Raw genomic sequence first — 14,908 nt, forward strand, 5'->3', positions numbered from 1 at the left:
AACATGGCAAAAATTTTAACCATTACCTTAAATCCTGCAATTGATATTACGCTGCAACTCGACACCTTAAAAGTAGGTGAAGTCAATCGACATCATGCTCTACAGAGCCATGCCGCAGGTAAAGGGCTGAATGTCGCTCAGGTACTCAAAGATCTCGGACATGAACTGATCATCAGTGGTTTTCTCGGACAAGATAACCGTCAAATCTTTGACACACATTTTGCTGCACAAAACTTTGACAACCATTTTGTCTATATTGCTGGGGAAACCCGCCAGAACATTAAAATTGCCGAACAATCGGGACGAATGACCGATATCAACGGTAAAGGTTTCTGGGTTGATGTACAGGCAAAGCAACAATTACAGCACAATATTGAAACTATATTGGATCAGGTTGATGTTGTGGTGATCTCAGGCAGTTTGCCACAAGGATTTAGCCCGGAAGAACTCACACAACTAATCCTTTGGTTAAAATCAAAAGGCAAAAAAGTTGCTGTTGATAGTAGTGGCAATGCTTTGAGTGCAGCGATTACCGCCAATCCTTGGCTCATCAAACCCAATAGTGATGAACTGACTGAAACCTACCAACTGCCCGCCACCACTGCTGCCGAACAACAACAATTGTTTGCCAAACTCGATGCCGAGATTGAAAATATTGTGGTATCGATGGGTGAGCATGGTGTGAACTGGTTGCATCCTCAGCATCCATTACATGCTACTGCACCGAAAGTTCAGGTCATCAGTACTGTAGGTGCCGGTGATTCTTTACTGGCAGGCATGATTCATGGCTTATTGGCGCAAACCACACCAGAACAGACCTTGATCACCGCAACTGCGATTGCCAGTCATGCCGTCACCCAAATCGGTTTTCATCTTTCAGATTTATCCTTGATTGAAGATTTGAAACAAAACATCTCCACCAAGGAGTTAAATTAATATCATGCAAGCGATTCAACAAATATTATTTATTGCAAATTCCCCCAAGCAAGCCATTGATGCTTTAATTTGTGCCAAAAAACTTGCCGCGATTGCGACAACATCAGGTTTTGACGCACAGGTTAACCAAAATACCGATGCACTAGCTCTCAATGCTTTTGATGTGATTGTTTTTGTCGGTCAACAAAGTAACCTTCCACAAAACTTAAAAGATAAAAAAGTTGCCGTCATTGCCATTAAAGATGTACAGCAAGATGCAAATCAAGCATTGCAATATGCATTAGCGCACACCAGCAATATTGATGAGCTCCTTCAAAATACGCAGACTACAACATCAGGAGCACACCGTTTTGTTGCAATTACGGCTTGCCCCACAGGTGTCGCCCATACCTTTATGGCAGCAGAAGCCCTACAGCAAGGCGCAACCAAACACGGCTATGAGATTCAGGTCGAAACACAAGGTTCCGTTGGGGCAAAAAATATTTTATCTGATCAGGTGATTGAACAAGCTGATATTGTGATTCTAGCCACCGATATCGAAGTGAATATTGATCGCTTTGTTGGGAAAAAAGTCTACCGCTGTAGTACAAGTTTTGCCCTGAAACAAACGGATAAAACCTTTGAAAATGCGATCAAAGAAGCCAAGGTTTTAGAATCAGGCAAACAACAAAACGCCACAAATAGCGACAGCACAAGCGAGAAAAAAGAAAAAATCGGCGTATATAAACACTTACTCACAGGTGTTTCATTTATGCTACCAATGGTTGTGGCAGGCGGTTTACTCATCGCCCTGTCATTCTGTTTTGGCATTGATGCCTTTAAGGAAGCTGGTACGCTGGCAGCTGCATTAAAACAGATTGGTGATGCTGCCTTTTTACTGATGGTGCCGATGTTATCTGGCTATATCGCCTACTCGATTGCTGATCGCCCTGGTCTTGCACCTGGCTTAATCGGGGGTGTACTGGCAACACAACTACAGGCTGGATTTCTTGGTGGAATTGTATCCGGCTTTTTGGCAGGCTATCTGGCCTTATTATTTGCCAAACAGATCAAATTACCCAGCAGTTTGGAAGCTTTAAAACCGATTCTAATTATCCCATTGCTCACCAGTTTGCTGGTGGGATTGCTGATGATTTATGTGGTTGGGCAGCCTGTCGCACAAATTTTTGAAGTGATGCAAAATTTTCTCAATAGTATGGGCACCACCAATGCCGTATTAATGGGTATGATTCTGGCTGGTATGATGTGTGTGGATTTAGGTGGTCCGATTAATAAAGCAGCTTATGCATTTACTGTCGGACTACTCACCACACAAACGTATATGCCAATGGCAGCAACTATGGCAGGCGGTATGGTGCCAGCCATAGGTTTGGCGATTGCCACCTTGATTGCCAGAAATAAATTTAATCAAGCCGAGCGTGATGCAGGTAAAGCTGCCTTTGTACTGGGACTTTGTTTTATTTCCGAAGGCGCCATTCCATTTGCAGCCAAGGATCCGATGCGGGTTATTCCTTGCAGCATTGCCGGCGGTGTACTCACGGGTGCATTGGTGGCATTATTTCATTGTGAATTGATGGCACCGCACGGTGGTGTATTCGTTCTATTAATTCCAAATGCAATTAATCATGCCTTACTTTACTTGGTTGCGATTTCTGCCGGAAGTCTGGTTACTGGAATTTCTTATGCTTTACTTAAAAAGCCATTGCTTGTTACAAATACAGTGGTAACGGTGAAATAATAGTAAAAAACTAAAATGATCATTAAAAAGAGTCCAGCATTAGAAATGTTGGACTCTTTTTAATTTAATCAAATTTGCATCATATTAAAAACTAAATCTTTTATAAATACAATGATATATCTATATATTACTCACTTGCAACAACAGCCCTGCTTGTGTTGCCAATTCAGTAAAGGTTGGAAAACTGGTTGCTACAGTCTCTGTACCCACAATAGTGATCGGCTCGGCAGCACGTAATCCGGCCATACTAAAACTCATGGCAATCCGATGGTCATGATGTGACTCGATTTGTCCACCAGCAAATACAGGTGACCAATCGCCTGCTTTGCCTTTACCTTGAATAATAATGCCGTCTGCTGTTGGCGTACATTGAATACCCAATAGTTTTAAACCATCGGCCATCACCTGAATACGATCAGATTCCTTAACCCGCAATTCTGCCGCACCAGTCAATACTGTTTCACCTTCTGCACATGCAGCTGCAATAAATAATGCAGGAAATTCATCAATCGCCAAAGGCACCTGATCTTCCGGAATATGAATGCCTTTTAAGGTTTGGGTACCACGAATATGAATATCGGCAATCGGTTCACCACCGGCAATACGTTCATTTTCAACTGTAAGGTTTGCGCCCATCTGTTTTAAAATTTCAATCACACCAGTACGTGTTGGATTAATCCCAACCGCTTCGAGAGTAATATCTGCGCCCTGAGTAATAGCTGCACCGACCATAAAAAATGCTGCACTGGAAATATCGGAAGGTACTTGAATATCCGTACCCGTCAACTTCTCACCACCTATGAGTGAAATTTTATTACCTTCAGTTTTTACCTCATAACCAAAAGCACGTAACATGCGTTCGGTATGATCGCGAGTCGGTTCTGGCTCTGTAACAGACGTTTCACCATTCGCCCATAGTCCCGCCAGTAAAATACCGGATTTTACCTGTGCCGATGCCATCGGTAAATCATAATGGATACCTTGAAGTTGCTGGCTACCAGTAATGCTAACTGGCGGCGTACCTTTTTCACCGGTGGTTTGAATTTTCGCACCCATTAAACGTAGTGGTTTGGCAATCCGCTCCATCGGACGTTTGGATAAGGAGGCATCACCAGTCATAACAGAATCAAATTGTTGTGCCGATAAGATACCGGAAAGCAAACGCATACTGGTCCCAGAATTACCCATATATAAAGCACTGGCCGGTGCCTTTAAGCCATTGATGCCCACGCCATGAATGGTCACTTCACCATTTTTCGGGCCTTCAATCGAAACACCCATATCACGAAATGCCTGTAAGGTAGCCAGTGCATCTTCGCCTTCCAGAAAACCGGTGACATGTGTGGTGCCTTCGGCAATCGCACCAAACATAATTGAACGATGTGACACAGACTTGTCACCCGGTACGGTAAATTTGCCTTCAAATTTTTGTGTGCCCGGCAAAATCGTGAATTGTTGTGTCACAGTATGGTTCTCCATCAGGGGTTGGTTGGCAAGCATGTGATTAAAGTGCTGCCGTGCAGCACGGGCATGACCTAACATTCCCATTAATTTTTGTGAATCTTCGTTTTCAATCACTTGCTTGAATTGTTGTAACTGCTGTTCAAATCCTGCAACAGCATTTAAAATTGCTTTTTTATTGGCAAAAAAGATGTCATGCCACATCTGCGGATCACTGGCAGCAATACGGGAAAAATCACGGAATCCCCCGGCAGCATAACGGAAAATATCCAGATTATCCTTGCGACTTGCCAGTTGCTCAACCAGATTAAACGCCATTAAATGCGGTAAATGGCTGGTATGTGCCAATACCTCATCATGACGATCAACATCCATACAGATCACTTCGGCTTGGGCTGCTTGCCAAAGCTGAATAAGTTTTTGTACCGCTTCTTTGTCACTACCTTGTAATGGCGTTAGAATGACTTTGTGATTGGCAAATAAATCAACTTTACCTGCATGTACACCACTATGCTCACTACCTGCAATCGGATGCCCAGGAATAAAACCTTTAGGTAGATTCTCACCAAATACTGCCTTGGCTGCATCAACCACGTTACCTTTGGTACTGCCGACATCAGTAATGATGGCATCTTCACGCAAGAAGGGTTTAATTTTTTCCAGTGCAGATTGTGTGGCTTGCACAGGTAAAGCCAGTACAATTAAATCGGCACCTTTAATTGCTTCACCTGCATCATGAAAACCTGCATCAATCAGACCCAGTTGTTTGGCATCCTGTAAAGTTTTGACCGAGCGTGTTGATGCTACCACTGACTTTGCCAGATGCTGCGCCTGTATCACACGTGCCAGACTTGAGCCAATCAGCCCCAGACCAATAAAAGCAACTTTTTCAAATAATACAGCTTGTGACATCGATCCTTATTCCTTAGACCCAAGCACAGTTGCCAATGCTGTCAGGAACTTGGCATTTTCGGCTTCTGTACCGATTGATACACGAATATGTTTGTCAATGCCAACCGGACGCACAATCACGCCCTGCTTTAACAAAGCATTAAAGGTTTGAGCTGGATCAGCATCAATGTTAATCAATAAGAAATTGGCACGAGAAGGCACATAACTTAAACCTAATTGTTCAATGCCTTGTTGTAATTGCGCCATGCCGGCTTTGTTGACCTGACGGGATTTTTCAATAAAATCCTGATCCTGTAATGCGGCCACGGCTGCCACCATCGCCAGATGATTGACATTAAAAGGTTGACGAATCCGGTTTAAATAATTGGTGATCTGTACAGATGCCAGTGCAAAACCAACCCGTAATGCTGCCAGTCCATAACATTTGGATAAGGTACGACTCACAATTAAATTTGGATACTGTGCTAGAAATTTAAGGCTATTAAAGTTTTCCGGGAAATATTCCACATAGGCTTCATCCAATACGACGACCACATGCGCTGGAACCTTTTGCATAAATTGCACAAATTCTGCTTCTTCAAACCATGTACCTGTCGGATTATTCGGATTGGCAATAAAAATCAGTTTGGTATTGTCCTGAATCGCTGCTGCCATCGCTTCTAGATCATGCGCAAAATCTTTAGCTGGTACTTCAATCGCCTGTGCATTAATGGCTTGTGTTAACAATGCATAGACAGCAAATGCATGCTCACTATAAATCACAGAGTCTTGTTCTGAGACAAAAGTACGGGCAATAATTTCCAGTAAATCATTCGAGCCATTACCGAGCGTAATCTGATCATGCTCAAAACCAAACTGTTTATGAATCTGGTCTTTAAGAATAAAACCACCACCATCAGGATAACGTCCAATTTCAGCCACCTGATCAATCACTGCCTGTTTAACCTTATCCGAGCAACCTAATGGATTTTCATTGGAAGCCAGTTTGACAATATCATGAATGCCTAATTCACGTTCAAGTTCGGAAATCGGTTTACCCGGTTGATACGGTTTAAGGCGTTCAATACCCTGATTTGCAACTGTAATGGTTTCAGATCGCGTTGGCGTAAATGTAGATGTCATGATATAAAACTCGCTAAAATTTGCACAATAATGATCTTATGGAACGACTTATAACACTGCAATTGGATAAGAACCCAGAACCCTTAACTCTTTGACATGCGGACGAATTTCATCTAAAGCATGTTTCACATTGTCATCTTCAACATGCCCTTTTAAATCAATAAAGAAAACATAGGCCCATTTTTCAGGTAAAGCCGGACGCGTTTCGATACTGGTTAAAGTAATGTTATGCTTGGCAAATGGCGCCAGAATTTCCAGTAATGCCCCAGCTTTGTCATGTGCAGAAATCAGTAATGATGTCTTATCATGTCCGCTTTTTGCTGCTTTTTCACGGCCAATCACCAGAAAACGTGTGGTATTTTCAGGATTATCTTCAATATTGGCATGTAAAATTTCCAGCTCATAAATCTGTGCTGCCACATCACTGGCGATTGCCGCAGAATGCCATTCATTTTTGATACGGCGGGCAGCTTCGGCATTGGAACTTAAAGCCACACGCTCTACACCCGGATAATGTGCATCCAGCCAGTGACGACATTGCGCCAAGGTTTGCTGGTGTGCATAAATCTGTTTGATGCTGTCTTTACGGGTATTGCTTGAAATTAAAAATTGATGATGAATTGGTAATTCTACTTCACCAATCACATGCAAATGTGAAGCTTTAAAACAATCCAGCGTATGATTTACCACGCCTTCTGATGAATTTTCAACAGGCACCACGCCATAATGCGCCGAACCAGACTCTACTTCACGGAATACTTCATCAATAGAGGCTATCGGCTTGGTAATTGCATCTTGACCAAAATGCTTAATGGCTGCGGCCTGAGTGAACGTGCCCACAGGCCCCAGAAATGCAATGGATTGCGGTGCTTCGAGTGCCAGACAGGCGGACATGATTTCACGGAACAATCGTGCTACGGTTTCATTGGATAATGGACCGGTATTACGCTCCATCACCTTACGCAATACCTGCGCTTCCCGTTCCGGACGATAAAAAATTGGATTGGTTTCGCTGGCAAATTTTGCCTTGGCAACTGTCTCGGCAAGTTTGGCACGTTGATTTAATAATTGTTGGATGTGTTCATCGACCTGATCAATCTCTTGACGAATTTGCTGGAGATCCAAAGCTGTGTCCTTATCTTGTTGCATCTTGATTTGCCTTCACCAATTTTGCCGTACAGTATAGCAAGGCTATCAGCTAAAATCTTGCTTACTAAGCGCTCTAAACAGAATATTGTCTATTTTTACAACAAGCTGATATATTTTATCTTCATTCGGAAAATAACTTTAGTTGGCTTGAGCTTTTTATTAGTTTACTGCACAGCGACCACTCAGAATAAGCAAGGAAATGGTGTTTATCCCATGCAAAACCCAGCACAAAGCATTCGTAATAAATTTTTAAATACTTTTCTATCACGCTATTTCATCTGGTTATTTTGTATTGCCACCACAGTATTTTTGGCAGTTTAAGTGCCAATGCCATTCGTGTCTTAAATAAAATACAGATGCCAAACAGAGAAATTTTAAAACTTTTACTTTAATGTTACCGCTGGCTAGAAAGTCGATAGTTCAACGTTTAGAATATGGCATCTTTTCAAATGTTTAAACCAAAGATGTCAGAGATTGAAAAAAACCTGTCCACGATAACTGCACAAGACACTTGGACTGCTGTCGATGATTATATCGAACAGCATTTATTTGCACCTGATCCAATCTTGACAAAAACCCTGCAACATACAGAGGAACTGGGGTTTCCCGGACATCTACATGTGGCATCCAATCAAGGCATGTTTCTGGCCATGCTGATTCAGATGAATCAATGCAAGCGCGTGCTGGAATTAGGTACTTTTGCAGCATACAGCACAATCTATATGGCCAAGGCGTTACCGGAAGATGGTTATATCCTGACTATTGAAGGACGGGATACCCATATTGCACTGGCACAGGAAAATATTGATGCATCAGGTTATGCCGATAAAATTGATGCCCGTCTTGGTCGTGCTGCCGATGTCATTCGCAGTTTACCCGCAGATACCGCTCCATTTGATTTTATTTTTATTGATGCAGATAAACAAAGCTATCCCGAATATCTGGAATTATGTCTGGCCCGTTCCCATTCTGGTACAGTGATTGTCATGGACAATGTCATTCGAGCCGCAGAAATTATCAATCCTGAAAATCAAAAGCCTAGCATTAACGGGTTAAGAGATTTATTTACAGCCCTGCAAGATCATCCAAAAATTGCTTCGTGTACCGCCATGCAAACTGTGGGTAGCAAAGGCTATGATGGATTTGCACTGGCCATTGTTAAATAAATCTACGTTGGTCTAATCGCTATTTGAGGAATCAACATGATAATATCAGCACCTTACCACCCAATAGCCATTTTTTAACCAACCCGATGCAACACTAATAAACATAAGGCTTCCGAGCTTTTATAAACACAGTTATCCACATATTTTGAGGATAACTGTGTAAAACTGTAAATGCTTAACGAGTGACCAGCATCGGTACATCTGATTCTTTAAAAATTTTTAAAGTGGTACTCCCCAAAAAGAACTGATGCAATTTACTATGACTAAATGCCCCCATGACCATTAACCCAATTGCATGCTGCTTTTGATAATCCAGCAAGGTTTCTGCCACATCACCATATAAATATTCTGAATGTACCTTTATGCCAGCAAAGTTCAAATAATCAATGGCTTGATCCAGAATACCATTTTGATCGCCGACATAGACCAGATGACAAGTTAAATCCTTCAGTAAATCGCTCTGTCCAACCCGTTTGAGCATGGCCTGACAAATCGGGGAATATTCATAGGCAAATAAGAAGCTTGTTGGCGGGGTAAATTTTTCACCTACTGTTAAAACGGTTGATTTTGTGCCCCGAATCAAACCTTCGACATTACTGCCAACCGGTTTGTTATTTTCTGCGGCATTTTCACCAATCTTTCCAACAACGGCAATATCATCAACCGTAAGTTCATTAAAACACTGTTCGAGGAACTCCCCTCTCAGTTGGACAATATGCGGATGAATGGAAAACTTATCTTCAATTAATTTGGAAATATAATGCAGTAAATCATCACTATATTGCTGCGCAAGCTGATACTGTTTTTCATCCAGATCAGCCAGCTCTTTAAGCAACATAGCATTGCTTTCAAAACCAATCACCCCGCTAATTTCCCCTAAATGATAACTGGCAGGACGATAATCTAATACTTGTAGCAAAACGAGCTGACGTTGTGTTTTTTGTGCAATCCATGCCGCAGCTTCGGCAGTTGCATTGACACACGGTGAAGCATCGATACAGGCAATGACACGTTTCATCACAGTCTCCTGTTTTTTATCTAATTCTATTTATACTAAGACAAAAGTTTAATCATCACATCTTTTTTTTATGTGTTTCTGTAACCTATCGATTCAATTTACTTTTTATTACGTCGATTGCCAATGACTCTGGCTGGATTTCCTGCCACGATAGAATACGGCTCTATATTTTTGGTCACCACACTATTCATTGCAACCACTGCATAGTCGGCAATTTTCACCCCATCCACAATACCAACATCGGCACCAATCCAAACATCCCGACCAATATAAATTCCTTTTGATGTGACTGCCTGATCATAAATCGGTGCCTGCATTTTCATGCCATGATTAAAGGCATAGGCATGCGTATAGGCAGCCAAACGTGCCTGATCCGCAATATGAATCCCTGCCCGACCGCCATCTAGTGTACAGTGATGATTAATCGCCACTTCATTACCAAGCGTTAAAGGTCCATGTAAGACACAATCTGCTGCGATAAAACAACGATCACCAATTTTAATTTTACGTCCCGGTTCGGCAAAAAGATGTGCCAATGGTGAGATAAAACAATCTTTACCAATCTCGATATCTTCCATATCCTGTAAATATGCCTGATATTCCTGCTGCCATGCGCTGGCCCACTGCAAATGTTTGGGCTTTAATTTCCAATATAGCCACGGCATATAATTAAGACGATGCTGATGCTGTTCCCGATATTTCAATAAAGGATCATGATCTTCAACCATTTTCTTGTGCCTCAAGAATTCTTAATTGTTCACGGTCTGAAAGGCATCGCCTCGCAAGAGAGGACGCATAACTTTATTCATCAAGTACATGTAATTGTTCGCGGCCTGAGAGGCATTGCCTCGCAAGAGAGGACGCATAACCCTATTCATCAAGTACATGTAATTGTTCGCGGCCTGAGAGGCATTGCCTCGCAAGAGAGGACGCATAACCCTATTCATCAAGTACATGTAATTGTTCGCGGCCTCTAGTTAAATCCTGTAAAAACAGTTTCAGTGGTGCAATCTGATCCAACTTTAAATCACACAGCAATGTCACACCTTCTGCATGATAATCTTCCTGATACTCAATCTGCTGATGATTTAATTCATATTGTAATTTTGCCCATTCGGAAAAATGACACGTCAGTTGTGCAGTTTTGGTCGGAATGAGTTCTATTTTTTCTGCCAATAACAGAGTTTGCCCGGCACAACCGCCATATGCCCGCACTAGCCCACCTGTACCCAGCTTGATGCCGCCAAACCAGCGATTGACCAAAACCAGAACATTGGTTAAATCATTGCCTTCAATACTGGCAAGAATGGGACGTCCTGCGGTACCAGAGGGTTCACCATCATCATTAAAACGCACATCATGGCCAATTTTCCATGCCCAACATTGATGAGTGGTACTGATGTCCTTGTTGCGCTCCAAAAAATCCTTGACCTCTTGTTCGGACTGTACTGGGACGGCAAAGCCCTGAAAACGACTTTTTTTAATTTCTTGTTCAGATTCGACCAATGCTGCAATGGTAAATGCCATAAAAATGATAAATAAAATAAATTTGTGAACCAATTATACAAAAATTATGATTTTTCTTGTATCTATAAATCGGCAGAATTAAAGCAATACAATAAAGTTAAATAAATAAACACAATCCTAAATAGATAAAACTTAATTATAATCAGAACATTATATTAATAATATTGAATATGGTTTAGCAATTTTTATCGCCATTGACGACAAAAATTGCCAGAGAACTTTGGCGGCACGCACACCCCCAAAGCTCGATTGTAAATACATCACTTATATTTTAAATGACAGCTTTAACTGCCTCAACGACAGCATCTTTGGTAATACCAAAATATTTAAACAGATCTTTGGCTGGTGCAGACTCACCATAAGTAGTCATACCAATCACTTTGCCATCCAGACCGACAAACTTCCACCAGTAATCGACATGCGCAGCTTCGACTGCAACACGGGCACGAACTTGTACAGGTAAAACAGCCTCACGATATGCCGCGTCCTGTTGTACAAAGATTTCAGCACATGGCATAGAAACCACACGTACACCGTCAAGCTCAGCATAAGCTTGCATTGCCAAGTCAACTTCCGAACCTGTTGCAATGATAATGGCTTTTAACTCACCTTTTTCAGCAGCCAATACATAACCACCTTTGGCAATATTATCCAGTTGCTCCGCAGTACGATTCTGGAACGGCAGGTTTTGACGAGAAAGGATCAGTGCAGTTGGACCGTCTTGACGCTGTAAGCCAGATTTCCATGCGATTGCTGTTTCAACGGTATCTGCTGGGCGCCATGTATTTAAATTCGGTGTACCACGCAAAGAAGCAATTTGTTCAATCGGCTGATGTGTTGGGCCATCTTCACCCAGACCAATAGAATCATGAGTATAAACATGGATCACACGCTGTTTCATCAATGCCGACATACGTACTGCATTACGCGCATATTCCATAAACATCAGGAATGTTGCCACGTAAGGAATAAAACCACCATGTAATGCTATACCATTGGCAATTGCGGTCATACCAAATTCACGTACGCCATAATGGATATAATTACCCGCAGGATTATCCTGAACGCCTTCACAACCTTTCCACAATGTCAGGTTTGAACCTGCAAGATCGGCAGAACCACCCAGTAATTCAGGTAACAATGGTCCAAATGCTTGTAAAGTATTTTGACTGGCTTTACGTGTTGCAATGGTTTCGCCCTTGGCATTGGTTTCGGCAATAAATTGGTCTGCTTGTGCAGCAAAGTCGGCCGGTAAGTCACCCGCAATACGACGTTTTAATTCCACTGCCTCGGTTGGATATTTTGCCTGATATTGTGCAAAAATTTCATTCCAAGCCTGTTCGGATTGCTGTCCTTTGGCTTTGGCATCCCAAGCAGCATAGATATCTGCCGGAATAACAAATGCATCTTCATTCCAACCTAATGCTTCACGAGTAAGGACAATCTCATCTTTACCTAATGGCGCACCATGACAGTCTTCTTTACCCTGTTTATTTGGTGAACCTAATCCAATCACTGTTTTACAGATGATCAAGGTCGGTTTGTTGCTTTCGGCTTTGGCAGTAAGCGTTGCCTCACGAATGGCATCTGTATCATGACCATCTACACGAAGAACCTGCCAGCCATAGGCGTGAAAGCGTTGTTCGGTATCATCACTAAACCAGCCTTCAACTTCACCATCAATCGAAATACCGTTGTCGTCATAGTACACCACCAGTTTACCCAGATTTAAGGTGCCGGCCAGTGAACAGACTTCATGGGAAATACCTTCCATTAAGCAGCCATCGCCCAAGAAACAATAGGTATAATGATCAATAACGGTTAAATCAGCTTTATTAAACTGTGCAGCCAGTGTTTTCTCGGCAATGGCAAAACCCACAGCATTGGCAATCCCCTGACCTAAAGGTCCGGTTGTGGTTTCAATCCCCGGTGCATAGCCCAATTCCGGATGACCCGGTGTTTTAGAGTGTAATTGACGGAATTGTTTTAAATCTTCAATGGATAAGTCATAACCGGTTAAATGCAATAATGCATATTGCAACATTGAACCATGACCATTAGACAACACAAAGCGATCACGGTTTGCCCATTGAGGATTGCTTGGGTTGTGATTTAAAAACTCACGCCAGACCACATCGGCGATATCAGCCATACCCATTGGCGCACCTGGATGACCCGAATTTGCCTGCTGTACAGCATCCATCGCCAATACACGAATTGCGTTGGCAATACGACGTTCGTTAAGTTGGGTTGTCATAGATCAGATTCCAAAATTTTAACTCGGTGGGTTTTGTAGACAGGACTACAAAGAGATGTTGCATATTGTCCTAAAAAAAATCAAATGGGTAAAGCATTGTATTGAAAAATTTGCCTTAGCACACAAAAAAACGCCAAACCACCTAGGCATCACACAACTGTCAGATTAATAATTTATATTTACAGCCAAAAATTAGATATTTTGTATCGACATAAGCATTTCAACTGTTCCCATATCACTAAGCCCGATAAAAAATTCTAGCCATTATTGTTGTAATGATTTAACCTTTGCGCCTTCCATTTGGCTAAATCGCACATACCAATGTTTCAAATACTGACTAAACTAAATCTGGTTACACAAATTTTTATTGCCTTTATTCTCGGTATCGTGGTGGCATTTATTTTCCCACAAAGTGCTGCATATTTTGAAATTCTAGGCGAATTATTTATCAAAGCCTTAAAATCCGTCGCACCTATTTTGGTCTTTATGTTGGTGATTTCTGCGATTACCAATTATCAACCCTCCAATAATAAACAAATTCGCTATATTTTTATTTTATATGCGATTGGTACCACTTTGGCTGCCGGTTCTGCGGTACTGGCAAGTTTAGTCTTTCCTTCCGAGTTAAATCTCAAACATGCTTATGATGCAGCAGTACAACCACCGAGTGATATCAGTGAAGTTTTAAAAGGTTTATTGCTTAACTTTATTGATAATCCTGTACATGCATTGGCTAATGCCAATTTTATCGGTGTACTGGCATGGGCAATTGGTATCGGTATTTCAATCCGTCATGCAGGTGAAACCACCAAACAAGTGATTCGGGATTTTTCCAATAGTATTTCCTATATTATTACTTTGGTTATCAAATGTGCCCCGATCGGTATTTTTGGTCTAGTCGTGGTTTCTATTGCCGATGCTGGAGTTGATGCCATCAAAAATTATCTGCATGTCTTGTTGGTATTACTTGGCACGATGTTATTCGTTGCGTTGGTCATTAATCCACTGATCGTAGCTTTTGTTATTCGCGCCAATCCTTATCCTCTGGTGTTTACATGCTTAAAAGACAGTGGCGTAACTGCATTTTTTACCCGAAGTTCTGCTGCCAATATTCCAGTCAATCTTGCACTGGCCGATCGTATGGGTGTTGAGAAATCTTTATATTCCATCGCTGTACCGCTTGGCTCTTCTATTAATATGGCAGGTGCTGCGGTAACGATCAGTATTTTAACTATGGCTGCTGTACATACACTTGATATACAGGTTGATCTTGGCACCATGATGCTATTATCACTTGTTTCTGCAATTTGTGCCTGTGGTACAGCCGGCGTTGCAGGTGGTTCTATTTTGCTAATTCCATTGGCTTGTAGCCTGTTTGGCATCAGTAATGATATTGCTATGCAAGTTGTGGCTGTCGGTATGGTGATTAGTATTTTACAGGACTCAACTGAAACTGCATTAAACTCCTCAACGGATGTATTATTTATCATTGCAGCAGATCAGGCGTTAAAGCAAAAAGAAGGTTTAATCACTTCTGAATAATCTAGAATTTTTATAGGCTTAACGATCTAAACAGGTGATATATTTTGAGTATTTATTCGAATATATCACCTGTTTTTTAT

At 41.7% G+C, this 14,908-nt stretch carries 11 protein-coding genes; 4 read left to right on the forward strand and 7 right to left on the reverse strand.

The window, feature by feature from the left end:
* The first annotated feature begins 3 nt into the window (after positions 1-3).
* Positions 4-936 (forward strand): 1-phosphofructokinase, encoded by a 933-nt coding sequence (gene pfkB, locus CAP51_RS10320; protein ID WP_087620672.1) that lies wholly within the window; start codon positions 4-6, stop codon positions 934-936.
* 4 nt (positions 937-940) lie between these two features.
* A complete protein-coding gene (locus tag CAP51_RS10325) occupies positions 941-2,674 on the forward strand; it encodes a fructose-specific PTS transporter subunit EIIC (protein ID WP_087620673.1) in 1,734 nt (577 codons plus the stop codon).
* 120 nt (positions 2,675-2,794) lie between these two features.
* On the opposite strand, the gene CAP51_RS10330 is transcribed toward CAP51_RS10325, so the two are convergent.
* From CAP51_RS10330 to pheA, 3 genes are read right to left on the reverse strand one after another with little or no spacing between them, the layout of a single operon-like run.
* A complete protein-coding gene (locus CAP51_RS10330) occupies positions 2,795-5,047 on the reverse strand; it encodes a bifunctional prephenate dehydrogenase/3-phosphoshikimate 1-carboxyvinyltransferase (RefSeq protein ID WP_087620674.1) in 2,253 nt (750 codons plus the stop codon).
* A 6-nt stretch (positions 5,048-5,053) separates the two neighbouring features.
* Positions 5,054-6,169 carry a histidinol-phosphate transaminase gene (gene hisC, locus CAP51_RS10335; protein WP_087620675.1) on the reverse strand — a complete coding sequence of 372 codons (1,116 nt, stop codon included), beginning with the start codon at positions 6,167-6,169 and terminating at the stop codon, positions 5,054-5,056.
* Positions 6,170-6,217: 48 nt separating this feature from the next.
* Positions 6,218-7,318, reverse strand: coding sequence for a prephenate dehydratase (gene pheA, locus CAP51_RS10340; RefSeq protein ID WP_087620676.1), 1,101 nt, complete (start codon positions 7,316-7,318; stop codon positions 6,218-6,220).
* A gap of 464 nt (positions 7,319-7,782) precedes the next feature.
* Between pheA and CAP51_RS10345 the strand changes: the two genes are divergently transcribed.
* Positions 7,783-8,484, forward strand: a complete 702-nt coding sequence (locus CAP51_RS10345) for an O-methyltransferase (RefSeq protein ID WP_213062691.1) — start codon at positions 7,783-7,785, stop codon at positions 8,482-8,484.
* A 175-nt stretch (positions 8,485-8,659) separates the two neighbouring features.
* Here the strand turns inward: CAP51_RS10345 and CAP51_RS10350 are convergent, their stop codons facing one another.
* The 4 genes from CAP51_RS10350 to tkt all read right to left on the reverse strand — a co-directional run bounded on the left by CAP51_RS10350 (position 8,660) and on the right by tkt (position 13,286).
* Positions 8,660-9,502 carry a universal stress protein gene (locus CAP51_RS10350; RefSeq protein ID WP_087620677.1) on the reverse strand — a complete coding sequence of 281 codons (843 nt, stop codon included), beginning with the start codon at positions 9,500-9,502 and terminating at the stop codon, positions 8,660-8,662.
* 98 nt (positions 9,503-9,600) lie between these two features.
* Positions 9,601-10,230, reverse strand: a complete 630-nt coding sequence (locus CAP51_RS10355) for an acyltransferase (RefSeq protein WP_087620678.1) — start codon at positions 10,228-10,230, stop codon at positions 9,601-9,603.
* 211 nt (positions 10,231-10,441) lie between these two features.
* Positions 10,442-11,029 carry an IMPACT family protein gene (locus CAP51_RS10365; protein ID WP_087620680.1) on the reverse strand — a complete coding sequence of 196 codons (588 nt, stop codon included), beginning with the start codon at positions 11,027-11,029 and terminating at the stop codon, positions 10,442-10,444.
* Between the two features lie 271 nt (positions 11,030-11,300).
* The gene (gene tkt / locus CAP51_RS10370; RefSeq protein ID WP_087620681.1) at positions 11,301-13,286 is read right to left on the reverse strand and encodes a transketolase; all 1,986 of its coding nucleotides are present in this window, start codon (positions 13,284-13,286) and stop codon (positions 11,301-11,303) included.
* Between the two features lie 321 nt (positions 13,287-13,607).
* On the opposite strand from tkt, the gene sstT reads away from it, so the two are divergent.
* Positions 13,608-14,828 carry a serine/threonine transporter SstT gene (sstT, locus tag CAP51_RS10375; RefSeq protein WP_087620682.1) on the forward strand — a complete coding sequence of 407 codons (1,221 nt, stop codon included), beginning with the start codon at positions 13,608-13,610 and terminating at the stop codon, positions 14,826-14,828.
* Positions 14,829-14,908 lie beyond the last annotated feature (80 nt).

Source organism: Acinetobacter populi (assembly GCF_002174125.1).
Classification (GTDB): Bacteria; Pseudomonadota; Gammaproteobacteria; order Pseudomonadales; family Moraxellaceae; genus Acinetobacter; species Acinetobacter populi.

What these genes read in the sequence shown, in the direction of transcription:
- CAP51_RS10345 (WP_213062691.1), top strand. Translation starts at nt 7,783, where the DNA reads ATGTCAGAGATTGAAAAAAACCTGTCCACGATAACTGCACAAGACACT.
- CAP51_RS10365 (WP_087620680.1), bottom strand. Translation starts at nt 11,029, where the DNA reads ATGGCATTTACCATTGCAGCATTGGTCGAATCTGAACAAGAAATTAAA.
- pheA (WP_087620676.1), bottom strand. Translation starts at nt 7,318, where the DNA reads ATGCAACAAGATAAGGACACAGCTTTGGATCTCCAGCAAATTCGTCAA.
- CAP51_RS10355 (WP_087620678.1), bottom strand. Translation starts at nt 10,230, where the DNA reads ATGGTTGAAGATCATGATCCTTTATTGAAATATCGGGAACAGCATCAG.
- CAP51_RS10325 (WP_087620673.1), top strand. Translation starts at nt 941, where the DNA reads ATGCAAGCGATTCAACAAATATTATTTATTGCAAATTCCCCCAAGCAA.
- pfkB (WP_087620672.1), top strand. Translation starts at nt 4, where the DNA reads ATGGCAAAAATTTTAACCATTACCTTAAATCCTGCAATTGATATTACG.
- hisC (WP_087620675.1), bottom strand. Translation starts at nt 6,169, where the DNA reads ATGACATCTACATTTACGCCAACGCGATCTGAAACCATTACAGTTGCA.
- CAP51_RS10350 (WP_087620677.1), bottom strand. Translation starts at nt 9,502, where the DNA reads ATGAAACGTGTCATTGCCTGTATCGATGCTTCACCGTGTGTCAATGCA.
- sstT (WP_087620682.1), top strand. Translation starts at nt 13,608, where the DNA reads ATGTTTCAAATACTGACTAAACTAAATCTGGTTACACAAATTTTTATT.
- CAP51_RS10330 (WP_087620674.1), bottom strand. Translation starts at nt 5,047, where the DNA reads ATGTCACAAGCTGTATTATTTGAAAAAGTTGCTTTTATTGGTCTGGGG.
- tkt (WP_087620681.1), bottom strand. Translation starts at nt 13,286, where the DNA reads ATGACAACCCAACTTAACGAACGTCGTATTGCCAACGCAATTCGTGTA.